At 38.7% G+C, this 14,684-nt stretch carries 13 protein-coding genes and 2 pseudogenes; 12 read left to right on the plus strand and 3 right to left on the minus strand.

The window, feature by feature from the left end:
- A pseudogene (locus tag H6G57_RS29225) lies at positions 1-123 on the minus strand (ISAs1 family transposase); the annotation flags it as partial.
- Between the two features lie 161 nt (positions 124-284).
- Between H6G57_RS29225 and H6G57_RS29815 the strand changes: the two are divergent.
- The 6 genes and pseudogenes from H6G57_RS29815 to H6G57_RS24645 all read left to right on the plus strand — a co-directional run.
- Positions 285-380: pseudogene (locus H6G57_RS29815) on the plus strand (hypothetical protein); the annotation flags it as partial.
- Between the two features lie 105 nt (positions 381-485).
- On the plus strand, positions 486-1,667 hold the full coding sequence (locus tag H6G57_RS28745) for a hypothetical protein (protein WP_242049085.1): 1,182 nt from the start codon (positions 486-488) through the stop codon (positions 1,665-1,667).
- A complete protein-coding gene (locus tag H6G57_RS24630; RefSeq protein ID WP_199314445.1) occupies positions 1,664-2,518 on the plus strand; it encodes a Fic family protein in 855 nt (284 codons plus the stop codon). Before H6G57_RS28745 ends, H6G57_RS24630 begins: the two co-directional genes overlap by 4 nt.
- 24 nt (positions 2,519-2,542) lie before the next feature.
- Positions 2,543-4,087 carry a DEAD/DEAH box helicase family protein gene (locus H6G57_RS24635; protein WP_190523449.1) on the plus strand — a complete coding sequence of 515 codons (1,545 nt, stop codon included), beginning with the start codon at positions 2,543-2,545 and terminating at the stop codon, positions 4,085-4,087.
- Positions 4,088-4,449: 362 nt separating this feature from the next.
- Entirely contained in the window at positions 4,450-5,058 is a 609-nt protein-coding gene (locus H6G57_RS24640) for a Uma2 family endonuclease (RefSeq protein WP_190523451.1), read from the plus strand.
- Between the two features lie 53 nt (positions 5,059-5,111).
- Positions 5,112-5,336: a DEAD/DEAH box helicase family protein gene (locus tag H6G57_RS24645; protein ID WP_242049086.1), complete on the plus strand. Its 225-nt coding sequence runs from the start codon at positions 5,112-5,114 to the stop codon at positions 5,334-5,336.
- Between the two features lie 177 nt (positions 5,337-5,513).
- Here H6G57_RS24645 and H6G57_RS24650 read toward each other — a convergent pair whose 3' ends face one another.
- Entirely contained in the window at positions 5,514-6,716 is a 1,203-nt protein-coding gene (locus tag H6G57_RS24650; protein WP_190523452.1) for an argininosuccinate synthase, read from the minus strand.
- Positions 6,717-6,890: 174 nt separating this feature from the next.
- Here H6G57_RS24650 and H6G57_RS24655 point away from each other — a divergent pair, with 174 nt between their 5' ends.
- The 6 genes from H6G57_RS24655 (at position 6,891) to tumE (ending at position 13,977) form a co-directional block, all read left to right on the plus strand.
- Complete coding sequence (locus H6G57_RS24655) at positions 6,891-7,811, plus strand: glycosyltransferase (RefSeq protein WP_190523454.1); 921 nt, start codon at positions 6,891-6,893, stop codon at positions 7,809-7,811.
- Positions 7,812-7,939: 128 nt separating this feature from the next.
- A complete protein-coding gene (locus H6G57_RS24660; protein WP_190523456.1) occupies positions 7,940-9,811 on the plus strand; it encodes a CHASE2 domain-containing protein in 1,872 nt (623 codons plus the stop codon).
- 154 nt (positions 9,812-9,965) lie between these two features.
- On the plus strand, positions 9,966-10,784 hold the full coding sequence (locus H6G57_RS24665; RefSeq protein WP_190523458.1) for a DUF928 domain-containing protein: 819 nt from the start codon (positions 9,966-9,968) through the stop codon (positions 10,782-10,784).
- Positions 10,785-10,799: 15 nt separating this feature from the next.
- The gene (locus H6G57_RS24670; protein WP_190523460.1) at positions 10,800-13,208 is read left to right on the plus strand and encodes a CHAT domain-containing tetratricopeptide repeat protein; all 2,409 of its coding nucleotides are present in this window, start codon (positions 10,800-10,802) and stop codon (positions 13,206-13,208) included.
- Between the two features lie 159 nt (positions 13,209-13,367).
- Positions 13,368-13,598, plus strand: a complete 231-nt coding sequence (gene tumA / locus H6G57_RS24675) for an antitoxin TumA (RefSeq protein ID WP_190523462.1) — start codon at positions 13,368-13,370, stop codon at positions 13,596-13,598.
- The gene (tumE, locus tag H6G57_RS24680) at positions 13,588-13,977 is read left to right on the plus strand and encodes a toxin TumE (protein WP_190523463.1); all 390 of its coding nucleotides are present in this window, start codon (positions 13,588-13,590) and stop codon (positions 13,975-13,977) included. The genes tumA and tumE overlap by 11 nt, the downstream gene beginning before the upstream one ends.
- A 48-nt stretch (positions 13,978-14,025) precedes the next feature.
- Here tumE and lepB read toward each other — a convergent pair whose 3' ends face one another.
- Entirely contained in the window at positions 14,026-14,613 is a 588-nt protein-coding gene (gene lepB / locus H6G57_RS24685) for a signal peptidase I (protein WP_190523465.1), read from the minus strand.
- Between the last annotated feature and the right edge of the window lie 71 nt (positions 14,614-14,684).

Genomic DNA, 14,684 nt, shown 5'->3' on the forward strand with positions numbered 1-14,684 from the left:
TAAATTCCTCGACATTAGCCCCAATATGACTATTAATAATACTAGCCATATTGGATGCCTTGTTCCCTGAGCCTTCCGGTAATCCTTGACTTTTTTCAGTTTTTCTATTAAAGTTGTTAGCATCTTTATTTTAGAAAAAATAAGCGACCGCTCTTGATTTTATCAGGTAGCGATCGCTCTTTCTTTACTCTTTTCCCCCCGACTTTGAAACAGCCCTGCCGTGTCCGGGGGGAGAAAGAGAGGGAGAAATATGGGGAGAAAATATTATTCTTCAATGTGTTGAAATTACAAAAGTAGAAAATTGCTGGTCAAATGAAACTGTCTACGATTTAGAGATTGAAGGTAGTCATTCTTTTCTTACTGAAGTTTGCACAGTTCATAACTGCGGTAGCGGTACAACAGCCTATGTTGCGGAACAGTGGGGACGCAGATGGATAACCTGCGATACCTCAAGAGTAGCAATAACCCTAGCCAAACAACGTTTGATGACCGCCACCTTTGACTATTATCAACTGGCACAACCACAAGAAGGCGTAAGCAGTGGATTTCAATATAAAACTGTTCCTCACATTACTCTCAAATCTATTGCTAATAATCCCGAAATTCGGGAAGGTATGAAGCGAATAGAAATAGAGCAAGCGATTCAGAAATACGCAGACCAAGAAACCCTCTACGACCAACCTTTAATAGATAAATCCAGAGTCAGAGTTACTGGCCCATTTACAGTTGAAGCCGTACCCGCCCCGATTGTAAAACCTTTGGATGAGGCAGAAGCAAATAATACGCCCGTTGCCGACCAATCAATTGCCCGTACTGGCGAGACTTTACGCCAATCTGAGTGGCGCGACGAACTGCTAAAAACCGGAATTCGAGGTAAAAATGGGCAATACATTCTTTTTTCACGAGTCGAACCTTTACCGGGTACTCGTTGGCTTCATGCTGATGCCGAAACCAAACCCAACGACTTAGGTGCTAATAGCGTCAAAGAAGCTGGCGGTACTTACGATAAACCGATGCGAGTTGTCATTTCCTTCGGGCCAGAACACGCACCCATTGAACAACGCCAAGTTACGCAAGCCATTGAAGAAGCGCAAACTTTAGTTCCAAAACCCAAATTAATCATCTTTGCTGCTTTCCAATTTGACCCTGAAGCCGCAAAAGACATCGACGAAACCAACTGGCCCGGTGTCACCCTTCTGAAAGCACAAATGAACATGGATATGCAGACAGAAGACCTGAAGAAAAAACGCTCCAGTAACGATAGCTTCTGGCTGATGGGTCAACCAGATGTTGCCCTTCGCCGCATCAACCGAGGAGAAGATGCAGGTAAGTGGGAAGTAGAAGTTTACGGCTTCGATTACTACAACACCAAAACTGGTAACATCGAATCTGGCAGCGTCGAAAAAATTGCTGTATGGATGCTGGATACTGATTATGACGGCAGAAGCCTTTTCCCCCGTCAGGTTTTCTTCCCGATGGCAGGAGAAAAAGATGCTTGGTCACGCCTAGCCCGCAATCTCAAAGCGGAAATTGATGAGGATTTAATCGAGTCCTATCAAGGGACTGTCTCGTTGCGCTTTGAAATAGGTGAATATCAGCGCGTTGCTGTCAAAATTGTAGACGATCGAGGAATTGAGAGTTTGAAGATTATTCGGTTAACGCCATGAACTACGGTTTAAACCGGCTTCAAGAATTTCCACTTTGTCTGCGCTTGCTGCGAGAAATTCATACAGAATTACTCAAAGACGTGCGAGGAAGCGATCGCACACCGGGAGAATTTCGCAAAAGTCAAAATTGGATTGGCCCTCAAGGTTGTAATCTCGGTACTGCGGCTTATGTACCTCCAACAGTTGCAGAAATGCACCAATCTCTCGACAACCTAGAGAGATTTTTGCACGATAACAATTCTTTACCTGTACTGATTCATTGCGGATTAGCTCACGCTCAATTTGAAACAATACATCCTTTTTTAGATGGAAATGGACGGATTGGACGATTATTAATTACGTTTTTACTTTGTCAGCAAGGAATACTGCAAAAGCCTTTACTATATCTCAGTCATTATCTAAAATTTCACCGAATAGAATATTACGATCGCCTGATGGCAATTCGCACTCATGGTGATTGGGAAGGGTGGTTAAAGTTTTTTCTTCAAGGTATTTTTGAAGTCAGTCAGTCAGCAACAACAACAGCCCGTTCTATTCTGGAAATGCGCGAAAAACACCGCGAAATTATTGGGCAGCAAATGTCCAGTAGCACTTATGGATTGCGCTTGCTAGATTTACTTTTCCACCAGCCACTCGTGAATATTCGTTTGGTCGAAAATGAACTGCAATGTACTTACGCAACTGCTAGTAAAATAGTCGATAAATTTGTAGAATTTTCTTTGCTTCAAGAAGTTACAGGTTGGCAACGCAACAGACTTTATCGTTACGAACCCTATCTCAATCTTTTTGAAAGTAGCTACACATTAATCAATCCAGAAAAATCTGATTCTATACCCTCAACTCAAAGTTAATATTTTTTTAAGACAGCAAATTCTATGTCATCAAAAACTAATATCGATCAACTTATCATCAATTCTCCCTACGAAGAACCTAAACAATATTGGCACTACGATCGCACCTCTCGTTTATTCAGTCTAGCAGAAGGAAGAAGACCCGCAGGCTATATCATTGCCTCCGAAAGCTCCAAAACCTTCGACGATCCTGGTAAATTTGTCGAAATTCCTTTAGTTAATCAAATTCGTCCCCGCGTTAAAGCTTGGTGCAATGAAGGACACCCAGGCGTTACAGGCGTTACCAAGCGTTTGCTAGAACATTGGCACAATTCCGAAGAACGTGACTTTCCCTTCTTTTTTTGCCAGTTAGAAGCCATAGAAACCTTAATCTGGCTAACAGAATCTCCACCATCTGAAAAAGTTGGAATTGACATTGCTTCTGATGGAGGAAACTTCCAACGCCTCTGCTGCAAAATGGCAACAGGTTCCGGTAAAACGATTGTTATGTCCATGCTAATTGCATGGCAAATTATAAATAAAGTTACCTATCCTCAAGACTCTCGCTTTTCTAAAGCTATTTTTGTAGTTGCCCCTGGACTTACTGTTAAGAATCGCCGGCAAGTTCTCATTCCCTCTGCTGAAAATAACTACTACGAAATTTTTAACATTGTTCCTCTCGGTTTGTTCGATAAACTTCTTCAAGGTAAAGTTTTAATTCGTAACTGGCACGCCTTAAATTGGGAAACTGAGGAGCAAATCGCTAAAAAGAAAAGCGTTGATAAACGGGGTGCAAAAAGTAACGAAGCTTACGCACGAGATGTTTTAGGTGAACTTGCCAACTCTAGCAATATTGTTGTGATCAACGATGAAGCACACCACGCATGGCGCATAGCTGCTGAATCCAAAGTTAAAGGTGTCAGTTGGAAAGGTAATCGAGAATACTTACTTGCCAAACTGATTCGGTTAGTTGAAGAATTTGTACATTCAGATTTAATTGAAATTACTCCGCCATTATTTAATAGGGACGAAATTCGACGACGTATCCTTCTCACCCTGAACCTGAGAAAAGTTGTTCAACACATCTGGAACGCTATTTATTTAGACAATACAGAAGTAGTTGAACCTGTTTTCGATCCAGTTCATCCAATCCGTTCTACAGGTGATATGCGTTCTTGGTACACAGGTAAACCTTGTGAATACACTCGTAAATCTCATATCAACTGCTGCATATTTGACAGCACATGGGAAGCAAGCGAAGCTTATGAACTTGATCGAGAAAGAAACAATCATATTGTGGATGCTTGGGTGAAAAACGATCACCTGGGATTTGAGATTCTTTACATATTTGAAGGCGTTGTTCGCAAATATCGCCCCGATTTCATTATCCGACTGAAAACTGGTAATTTCTTGATTCTGGAAATCAAAGGACAACCGACTCGCCAAGATGAAGCCAAATGGGGATTTTTAGATCAGTGGATTAAAGCAGTTAACCAGCATGGAGGATTTGGATACTGGCAGCGTGCTATATCAACAAATCCATCTGACGTTAGGCTAATCTTGGAGACAGCTACATTACAACTAGCATAAAGTTACTTATCTTTATTGAAAATAATATCTAAACAATCGACTTCTGAAAATATGTCATCTCCAGGAAAGTGAAAAAACATCGTTGACACCACCCATCCACCCACAGCGCCGGAATTTTAAATCTCGCCTTCCGAAAAACTGGGTAAGATAGCCACTTTCAAGAGCGGACACTTAATTTGTCAAATTATTAAAAAAGGACACTTAATTTGTCAAGGAGTAGCTATTGAAGTGAGTTTAGGCTAGAATTGGGGAAATCGTTGCTCTGCTTAGGTTTAAAAGCTTTTTATTAACGAGGTCAATAATTTGACAAGTGGACAAATAATTTGGCAATCGACAAATCTGAAAGAAATGGAGAGGTAGCGATGACTCAAGCGATACCCAAATTAATGACTTTTGATGAGTTTCTGGAATGGAAACCAGAAATCGGACATTATGAACTACATAATGGAGTAATTGTTGAGATGCCTAATCCAACAGGGCAACATTCAGTAGTGGCAGGTTTTCATGCTGCCGAATTTAACTTTGAAATCCGGCGATTGGCACTTCCTTACTTTATTCCCAAGGAATGTACGATTAAATTTAGCGATAACTCTGGCTACGATCCAGATGTCATTGTATTAGATAAACAAGCCGTAGCAGCCAATGAGTCTCGATGGGAAAGAGAATCAGTTATTATCCGGGGAGATTCCATAAAATTAGTGGTTGAAGTTGTCAGCACAAATTGGCGCGATGATTATGCACATAAAATGATTGACTACGAAGCATTAGGCATTGGTGAATATTGGATTGTAGATTATCTGGGTTTAGGAGGTAGCCGTTATATTGGTTCTCCCAAACAGCCTACTTTGTCGGTTTATCAGTTAGTTGATGGCGAATATCAAATTAAACTATTTCGGGGAGATGAAAAAGTTGAATCTGCTGTATTTCCAGAGTTAAATTTGACAGCATTACAAATTTTTAGCGGTGGGTAAGCGATCTTGTTGTTAATCTTATTATAGTCAAACGCCTTTTACTATAATAAGATTTGGTTACACCTATCTTATCCGAAGAACGTGATTTTCCCTTCTTTTTCTGTCAGTTAGAAGCCATAGAAACCTTAATCTGGCTAACAGAATCTCCACCATCTGAAAAAGTTGGAATTGACATTCCTTCCGATGGGGGAAACTTTCAACGCCTCTGCTGCAAAATGGCAACAGGCTCTGGTAAAACGATTGTTATCTCCATGCTAATAGCATCGACAACAGCATAACGTGACAAGTTAATCGCAAAAATGTCGGGTTATGTGGATAACGGGGTTACTTTAAGCACATTAGAGGAAATCCAGAAAGACCCCCCTGATGAAAATATTGCAGCTATCTATCTCAATACAGTTGAGGTCAGAATTAATTGGCTCGTAGGGTGAGCAAGGACTCACCCTCTTGTTAATTTAACCTCTCATTTTTTCCGACCAAACACGAGTCGGTAAACCCCAAACATAAATGAAACCTTCGGCGGCTTTGTGATCAAATACATCCTCAGAACCATAGGTTGCTAAGTCGTGACTATAGAGAGAATTTTCAGATTTGCGACCCACAACAGTTGCATTTCCTTTGAACAATTTCACCCGAACTGTACCGGAAACTTGGGCTTGAGTTTGTTGGATAAAGGCATCTAAAGCCGCTTTTAACGGACTATACCACAAGCCATTATAAACTAACTGACTATAGGTTTCTTCAATGCCCCGTTTATACCGAGTGACATCGGCAGTTAACGTTAAACTTTCTAAATCTCGGTGGGCATTAATTAACACAATCATCGCCGGAGATTCGTAAATTTCCCTTGATTTAATCCCAACTAAACGGTTTTCAATCATGTCAATGCGTCCGACCCCATGATTTCCAGCAATTTCATTTAATTTTCCAATTAATTGAACGCCGTTTATGGTTTCCCCGTTTAAACTGATAGGAACCCCATTCTCAAACCCAATTTCAATATATTCCGGTTCGTTAGGCGTTTCAGCAATGGGTTTTGTCATTGCATAAACTTCTTCTAAAGGTTCCGTCCAAGGGTCTTCTAAGGGCCCCGCTTCAATGGCAATTCCCAATAAGTTTTTATCTAAACTGTAGGGGGAGGATTTTTTCACCGGAGAAGCAATGCCAAATTTTTCTCCATAAGCAATGGTTTCTTCCCGACTCATTCCCCATTCCCGCGCGGGGGCTAGAATTTTCAATTTCGGGTTTAATGCACCTACAGACACATCAAATCGCACTTGGTCGTTGCCTTTTCCAGTACAACCATGAGCAATAGCATCCGCACCGTATTTTTCCGCTACTTCCACTAAGGTTTTCGCAATGAGCGGACGAGCTAAAGCAGTGGCGAGGGGATAACGATTTTCATACAACGCATTGGCTTGAATAGCTGGGAAAGCGTAATCTTTAACAAAGCTTTCCTGCACATCAATCACTAACGATTCTACAGCACCGGAGTCTAAGGCTTTTTGTTTGACTGGCCCCAGTTCATCCCCCTGTCCTAAGTCTACAGCCAGGGTAATCACTTCTTTAACGCCAAATTCATTTTTTAAGTAGGGGATACAAACGGAGGTATCCACCCCACCGGAATAAGCAAGCACAACTTTTTCAGCGCGACCCATGATTAATATGTTCTCCTGAAGTAACCAAATGTTACATTATCTCGTCTTTGATGCTCTTTGGATGTCAGGGATTGAGAATATTTAGTTTTGAGTCGCAAAAACACGAGAAGGCTAGATTTTAGGCCTGTGAGTGGTTAATAATAAGATTGATTGAGGGTTTAGGTTATAAAAACTGTGTTTTTAAGTGTTGTCATTCCGACTTATAATCGTTTAGCGATTTTACAAAAGTGTTTACAAGCGTTAGAACAACAACAATATCATCATCCGATTACCGATTATGAAGTGGTTGTTGTCGATGATGGTTCAACGGATGGAACCTTAATTTGGTTAGAGGAAAATCGGTTAAAATTGCCCCATGTTCGGGTATTGTGTCAATCCCATCAAGGGCCAGCCGCCGCTAGAAATTTAGGGGTAGAAGAGGCAAAAGGGGAGATTATTATTTTTATTGATAGTGATTTAGTTGTCACTGAAACATTTTTACAATCCCATGCAAATACATTAGCAGAAGGATACAAAACCTCAGATAAAATATTTACCTATGGTCGGGTGATTAATACTTGTAATTTTGAGAATCCTACGTCTGAACCTTATAAAATAACCGATTTTTCGGCGGCTTATTTTGCGACGGGAAATGTTGCGATCGCTCGTCATTGGTTAATTGAAGCCGGATTATTTGATTGTCAATTTAAACAATATGGTTGGGAAGATTTAGAATTAGGAGTGAGGTTAAAAAAGTTAGGCTTAAAATTAATTAAATGTCCTGATGCTGTCGGTTATCATTGGCATCCGGCTTTTAGTTTAGAAGAGTTACCGAAATTAATAGACCGAGAAATTCAACGAGGAAGAATGGGGGTTTTATTTTATCAAAAGCATCCCTCATTTGAAGTTAAGATGATGATTCAAATGACAATATTACATCAAATATTATGGGGTTTATTGTCTTTAGGAGGGTATTTAAACGAAAAAACAATGGCAGGATTGCTACAAAATTTAATTAATCAAGGAAAACCTCAGTTAGCCTTAGAAATAGCCAGGATATTTTTGAATTGGTATAATGTGAAAGCGGTTTATGCTGCTTATCAGGAGTTGAAATAAAACTCCAGGTGATCCATCACACAGTTTGCTAAACTTGGGGTGTAAATACAAATTTCTATAAAATAGTATTTCTAAAATTAATCAAAGCTTACTATTGTATTATATCCCTTGATTTAGATAAAAAATACATGAGTAAATACCTTAATAAAATTTTGAGTTTGCAAGGCGTGATTCTAAGTGGAATTACACTCATTACTTTGTTCAGTATTCGTCAGAGTGGAGGGTTACAACCATTAGAATTAAAAGCTTATGATCTAATGATGAGATCGCGTTCTGACCCTGGACTTGATTCACGGTTACTGATTGTTGAAATTACAGAAACCGATATTCAAACAATCAAACAATGGCCGATTCCTGATGGAATTTTAGCCCAAGTTTTAGCTAAATTACAACAACATCAACCCCGTGCCATTGGTATTGACATCTATCGAGATATTGCTGTCCCTCCGGGTCATTTTGAATTGGTTCAACAACTGCAAAAACCGAATATTATTGGTGTTACGAATATCAGCATTCCCTCAACACCCCCTCCGCCAACAATGCCTTCTAAACAAGTTGGGTTTGTAAATATTCCAATTGATCCCGATGGAGTTGTCCGTCGTCAATTGATATTTATAAGGGATAAAAAAACCGTATTAACGGCTTTTTCTCTACAATTAGCTTTACTTTATCTCAAAGCTGAGGGAATTATTCCTAAGCTTAATACTAAGGGTCAATATCAATTAGGAACTGTTAGTTTTGATAAATTGCAATCGAATTCAGGAGGATATCAAAACATTGATGCAAAAGACTATAAATTCTTACTCAATTATCGAACTAAAAAAATTGCACAGACTGTGACATTAATGGAGGTTTTAAAGGGCAATTATAAACCCGAATGGGTTCAGAATAAAATTGTTTTAATCGGAACAAATTCCCATAGTGTAAAAGATGCTTTCTTAACTCCCTATCAGGACAGAAATATGCGATTTCAGGAAATGCCAGGAATTAAGGTTCATGGTCAGATGGTCAGTCAGATTCTGAGTGCGGTTTTAGATGGAAAACCTCTATTTAGATTTTGGTCAGAACCTTGGGAATGGTTATGGATCATTACCTGGGGAATTTTAGGAGGGTATTGGGGATATAAAATTAAGCATCCATTGATTTTAATTGCGGGTAATTTCCTGGGGTTAATCATTTTGTTTGGAGTCAGTTATGGGTTATTTTTACAACTATTTTGGATACCTGTTGCTGCTCCTAGTTTGGCCTTTATTTTAACTTTTTTTGTCACAATTATTTATCAAGATTGGAAATCTCAACAACAGCAAAAAATCGTCATGAAGCTATTAGGACAACAAACTTCCTTGGAAATTGCTAATGCTTTATGGAATAAGCGATCGCATTTAATTGACTCAGGATTTTTACCCCCCCAAACTTTAACCGCAACGATTCTATTTACAGACTTAAAAAACTTTAGTACCATTGCAGAGAAACAATCCTCAGAAGCTTTAATGAATTGGTTAAATCAATATCTAAGTTTGATGACAGATATTGTCTTAAATCATAATGGAATTGTTAGTAAATTTACCGGTGATGGATTAATGGCTGTGTTTGGGGTTCCTGTTCCTCGAATCCATTTAAAAGATATTGCTAAAGATGCAGAAAATGCCGTTGATTGTGCTTTAGAAATGGGCCAATGTTTATCAGAATTAAACCAAAAATGGCAACAACAAAAATTACCTGTGGTGAGAATGCGAATTGGGATTTATACCGGGACTGTCACCGTCGGCAGTTTAGGGGGAAAAAATCGCTTAGAATATGGGGTAATTGGCGATAGTGTTAATATTGCTTCCCGTTTAGAAAGTTGTGAAAAAGACCGTCATGTCGGAGAATGCCGAATTTTGACGACAACAGAAACGTTAATTTACTTACCGAAAAAATACAACGTAGAATCTTGGGGAGAGTTAAACTTGAAGGGGAGAGAAAAATCGGTTGAAGTTTATCAAGTATTAGGGTTATAGCAACCACCAAGGTTGTTAGGACACAGACGGATGCAGTAAACCTGGCGGTGAAGTCTTTTCTCCCGGTGTTCCCTGTTCCCTGTTCCCTGTTCCCTACTATAAAATAAAATTGTTTTTGAGATTAAAATCAAAATTTGAGTGGAGAAAAGGTGCAATGCTAAAATTATTATTCTCAATCCCATTAAGTTTAAAAATTTTAATATTAAGTTTAGGATTTTGGGTGATTCCCGTCCCTATACAAGCTGAACAAACTCCTGTAGTTCCCTATGATACTGAAGGCGGTACAGAAGACACAAAACCCGGAGCAACGCGAGTAATTCCCGATGATAGAAAAAGCGGTAAACAAAACAGAAGACCCAGATCTCCCCTAATTCCCCGTGATATAGATGGCGGTACAGAAAATACACAACCCGGAGGAACACGAGATCAATGTTTCACTTCAGAGAATGTTAAACCCTTAACTGCTTTAATTCCCAAGAGCGAAAAACAATTAGAATTAACAATTTCACCCCATCCAAGTTTATTAATTTATTTCCCTCCCAGCCAAGCTGAAACGGCTGATTTTGTTATCTATAATAATAACACGAATCAACTGGTTTATAAAATTACATTAAATCTTCCCAAAACTGGAGGAATTTTAATGATTAATCTACCTAAAAATAGTCCTGAATTACAAACAGAAATCCCCTATCGTTGGACAGTTCAACTCAATTGTCCGGGTTCTAATCCTCCCTTTATTCAAGGACTAATTCAACGCAATATTCTTACACCAGAACTCACCCAAAAGTTAGCAGAAACTCCCACAGATAAGCACTGGTTAATTTATGCTCAAGCCGGAATTTGGCATGATGCGATCGCTAATCTAGCTGAACAACTTCGCCAAAATCCTAATGATCAACAATTAAAAGAAAATTGGCAAAAACTCCTGAATGAAGTGGAATTAAATTTGATCGTCACTGAACCCTTGATTTAACTAAAAATCAATACTATGAAACTGCAACATTTAGGATTAACAACCTTATTCACCTTATTAACTACCCTAACCCTAACAGAACATCCCAGCCTGTTTTTCTGGGAATCATTACAAATAGGGAATGGGGTATTTGCCCAAACCGTTACAGAACAAAAAGCAGAAGCAGACCGATTATTAGATCAAGGAGTACAACAATTTGAAAGCAGCCAACATCAAGCCGCAATTCAGTCATGGGAAATGGCATTAAAAATTTATCATGAAATTGGCGATCGCAAGGGAGAAGGGAATACTCTCAACAGTTTTGGCATTGCTTACAATCGTTTAGGACAGTATCAAAAAGCGATTGAGGTCTATCAACAGTCTTTAACCATTAGACGTGAAATTGGCGATCACAACGGAGAATGGAGTTCTCTCATGGGTTTGGGGAATACTTACCTTAACTTAGGACAGTATCAAAAAGCCATTGATTTCTCTCGACAATCTTTAACGATTTCACGTGAAATCGGCAACCGCTTTGGAGAAGGGAATGCTCAGGTCAATTTGGGCATTGCTTACTGGTACTTAGGACAGTATCAAAAAGCCATTGAGTTCTATCAACAATCTTTAACGATTTCACGTGAAATAGGTGATCGTGATGGAGAAGGGCGTGATCTCAACAATTTGGGTGCAGCTTACAATAGTTTAGGACAGTATCAAAAAGCCATTGAGTTCTATCAACAATCTTTAACTATTAAACGTGAAATCGGCAACCGCTTTGGAGAAGGGCGTACTCTCCATAATTTGGGTGCAGCTTACGATAGTTTAGGACAGTATCAAAAAGCCATTGAGTTCTATCAAAAGTCTTTAGCTATTACCCGTGGAATTGGCGATCGCAATGGAGAAGGATATTCTCTCAACAGTTTAGGCTGGACTTTGTTTAAATTGGGTAATCTTCCTGAAGCAGAAAAACATCTATTCGCGAGTCTTGAAGTTAAAGAATCTCTGCGACAAGATATTAAAGATGATCTCAATAAAGTGTCTTTATCCGAAACTCAACGCAGTACCTACAATACACTTCAAGAAGTTTTAATTGCTCAAAATAAAATTAATCAAGCCTTAGAAGTTTCTGAACGGGGACGGGGGAGAGCATTAGCCGAGTTATTAGCCCAACAATTTACTTCTGATTCAAACCAGTTTTCTCCAGTCGTTTCTTTAGCCCAACTTAAAAAAATTGCTCAACAACAAAAAGCAACAATTGTTGAATATTCCATCGTTGGGGATGATTTTTCTATAGAGGGTAAACCACAATCACAAGAATCAGAATTGTATATTTGGGTGATTAAACCAACAGGAGAAGTTGAGTTTAGACGATCAGATCTTAAACCCCTGTGGCAACAACAAAATACAGACCTGAGCCGTTTAATTTTTGCAGCCCGTTGTTTTGATAATGATGCCTGTAAAAGTGATTTTACGGTAGCTTCTGCCAGAGGTGAATTAACTCGAACCCAGACCCGCAGTAGTGGTTTATTTAATGTTAATGCCGATGCTCGGGTACAAGCTCAAAATATTCCCATTCCATCTTCTTCTAAAAACCCAGAATTTCAACAACTCTATCAACTTTTAATTCAACCCATTGCGGATTTATTACCCACAAATCCCGATGAACGAGTTATTTTTATTCCCACAGATTCGTTATTTTATTTGCCCTTTGCTGCCCTACAAGATGAAACGGGAAAATATTTAATTGAAAAACATACTATTGTTGTCTCGCCTTCTATTGCAGTTTTAGAGTCTACCCATCAAAAACGGCAAAATTTATCAAATTCAGCTTCAGATATTCTAATTATTGGCAATCCCCAAATGCCTAAAATTGCACCCAGTCCAGGGAAAGAACCTATGGCTTTAAAACCCTTACCCTTTGCCGAAAAAGAGGCAATTTCCATTGGAGAATTATTAAAAATACAACCCTTAATTGGGGCAAATGCAACGGAATCAACGGTATTAAATCGCCTGGAAAATGCTAGAATTATTCATTTTGCCACTCATGGAATATTTGATAATATTCAACCGTTAAATAGTGGGATAGCCTTAACTCCTTCAGGTTCGGAAGATGGATTATTAACGGCGGATCAAATCTTTGGGTTAAAATTAAATGCGGAATTAATAGTATTAAGTGCCTGTGACACGGGGTTAGGAGAAATTACTGGAGATGGAGTGATTGGGTTATCTCGTTCTTTTTTGAGTGCCGGAGTTCCCAGTTTAGTCGTGTCATTGTGGTCAGTGGATGATCAAGCAACGGGGGAATTAATGACACAATTCTATCAAAATCTACAAACTACAAAAGACAAAGCCCAAGCGTTAAAACAGGCGATGTTAACGGTTAAAAAGACTAATCCGAATCCCTATTATTGGTCAGCGTTTATGCTAATGGGTGAGGCGTTGTAGGGATTGGAATTCATTATATAGCAGGAATAGAGAATAGGGTAAAAACGTTTTATTGTCTAGGTTTCCTATTTCCTGTTATTATTGTATAATTAAATTAACTCCGTAATATTTATTGCATCTGTTTCCCTCGTTAGAGATCCCTATAAAAATAAAAAATCTATGCGTAAACAAACCATTCAATATACATCACCGTTAGATGCCTTAGTTGCTGTTGCTAAACGACTGAGCTTATACGAAAACCAGCAAAAAATTGACTCAGAGGAATTCTTTAACCAGTATAATCGCGGGCTTTTATCCGATGATATTCTATTTATAGAATGGGCTAATGATTACCGTCACTACCTAGCTTTACATCAGGAACTCGCCCAAAGACTCAATGATGCTGCCTAATATTTTATCGGATTACCTAGCTCAAATTGAACAAGCTATTCTATACAGTAGCAATGTTTATGTTGAGCGTTATGAAGAAGAAATTTTAACTCCAAAACGAGCTAATCTAAGAATTAGATTGCGTTTCAATCAGACTCACCTACTAGAAATTAATGAAGCAATCATCGTTGCAGATAATCAATTAGACTTTCTCGATTACCGTTACCATTTTCAAGATGAAAATAATTGCCTAATTTTTCGCTATGACAGTACGCCTCATTTTCCCAATCTCCCAAACTTTCCCCATCATAAGCACTTGCCAAATGATGTGATTGCTTCTGAAAAGCCTGAAATCCCTCAAGTGTTAAAAGAAGCAACTCAGATATTAGCATCAAATTGAATCAATCTAGCTACGTCTACTTAGATTTAATGGAGATTTTAAAACAGTCTAAACCCCACCAAATCGTTCAATGGGCCAAAACCGGAATACAGCACGACCAATAATATTTTCTTGGGGAAGAAAACCCCAAACATGGGAATCATTACTATCGTTGCGATTATCTCCCATGACAAAATAGGAATTTTCTGGAACTTTCACCGGAGGTAATTCATAATGGGGTTCTTCCGCAATATACCGTTCAAATAGAGGCTGATTATTAATATAAACTCGACCATTTTTAACTTCTACAATTTCACCCGGTTTACCAATAATCCGTTTAATAAAAGCTTGATCGGCTGCATAACCAATCTCTTGTAATTGAGAGGGGGGATTAAACACAATAATATCGCCAAATTGAGGAGAATCTAAATAATAGGAGACTTTTTCAATCACTAAGCGATCGCCAATTTCTAAAGTCGGAAACATGGAATCTGAAGGAATAAACCGAGGTTCAGCAATAAACGTTCTAATTAATAGGGATAATCCTAATGCGATCGCTAAAATTAGAATATTCTCTTTAATTTTATCCCAATTACTTTTTTCTTTGTTATTTTCGGTTTTTGAAGTTTGACTTGCGGTTTTTTCTTCAGATTTCATGGTTCCTTCCCAGAATATCATCATCTCATAAATTAAGAATTAAGAACCTCTGTTCAATAGCGATTCTTAAT

Origin of the sequence: Planktothrix sp. FACHB-1365 (assembly GCF_014697575.1) — a bacterium.
Taxonomy (GTDB): Bacteria; Cyanobacteriota; Cyanobacteriia; order Cyanobacteriales; family Microcoleaceae; genus Planktothrix.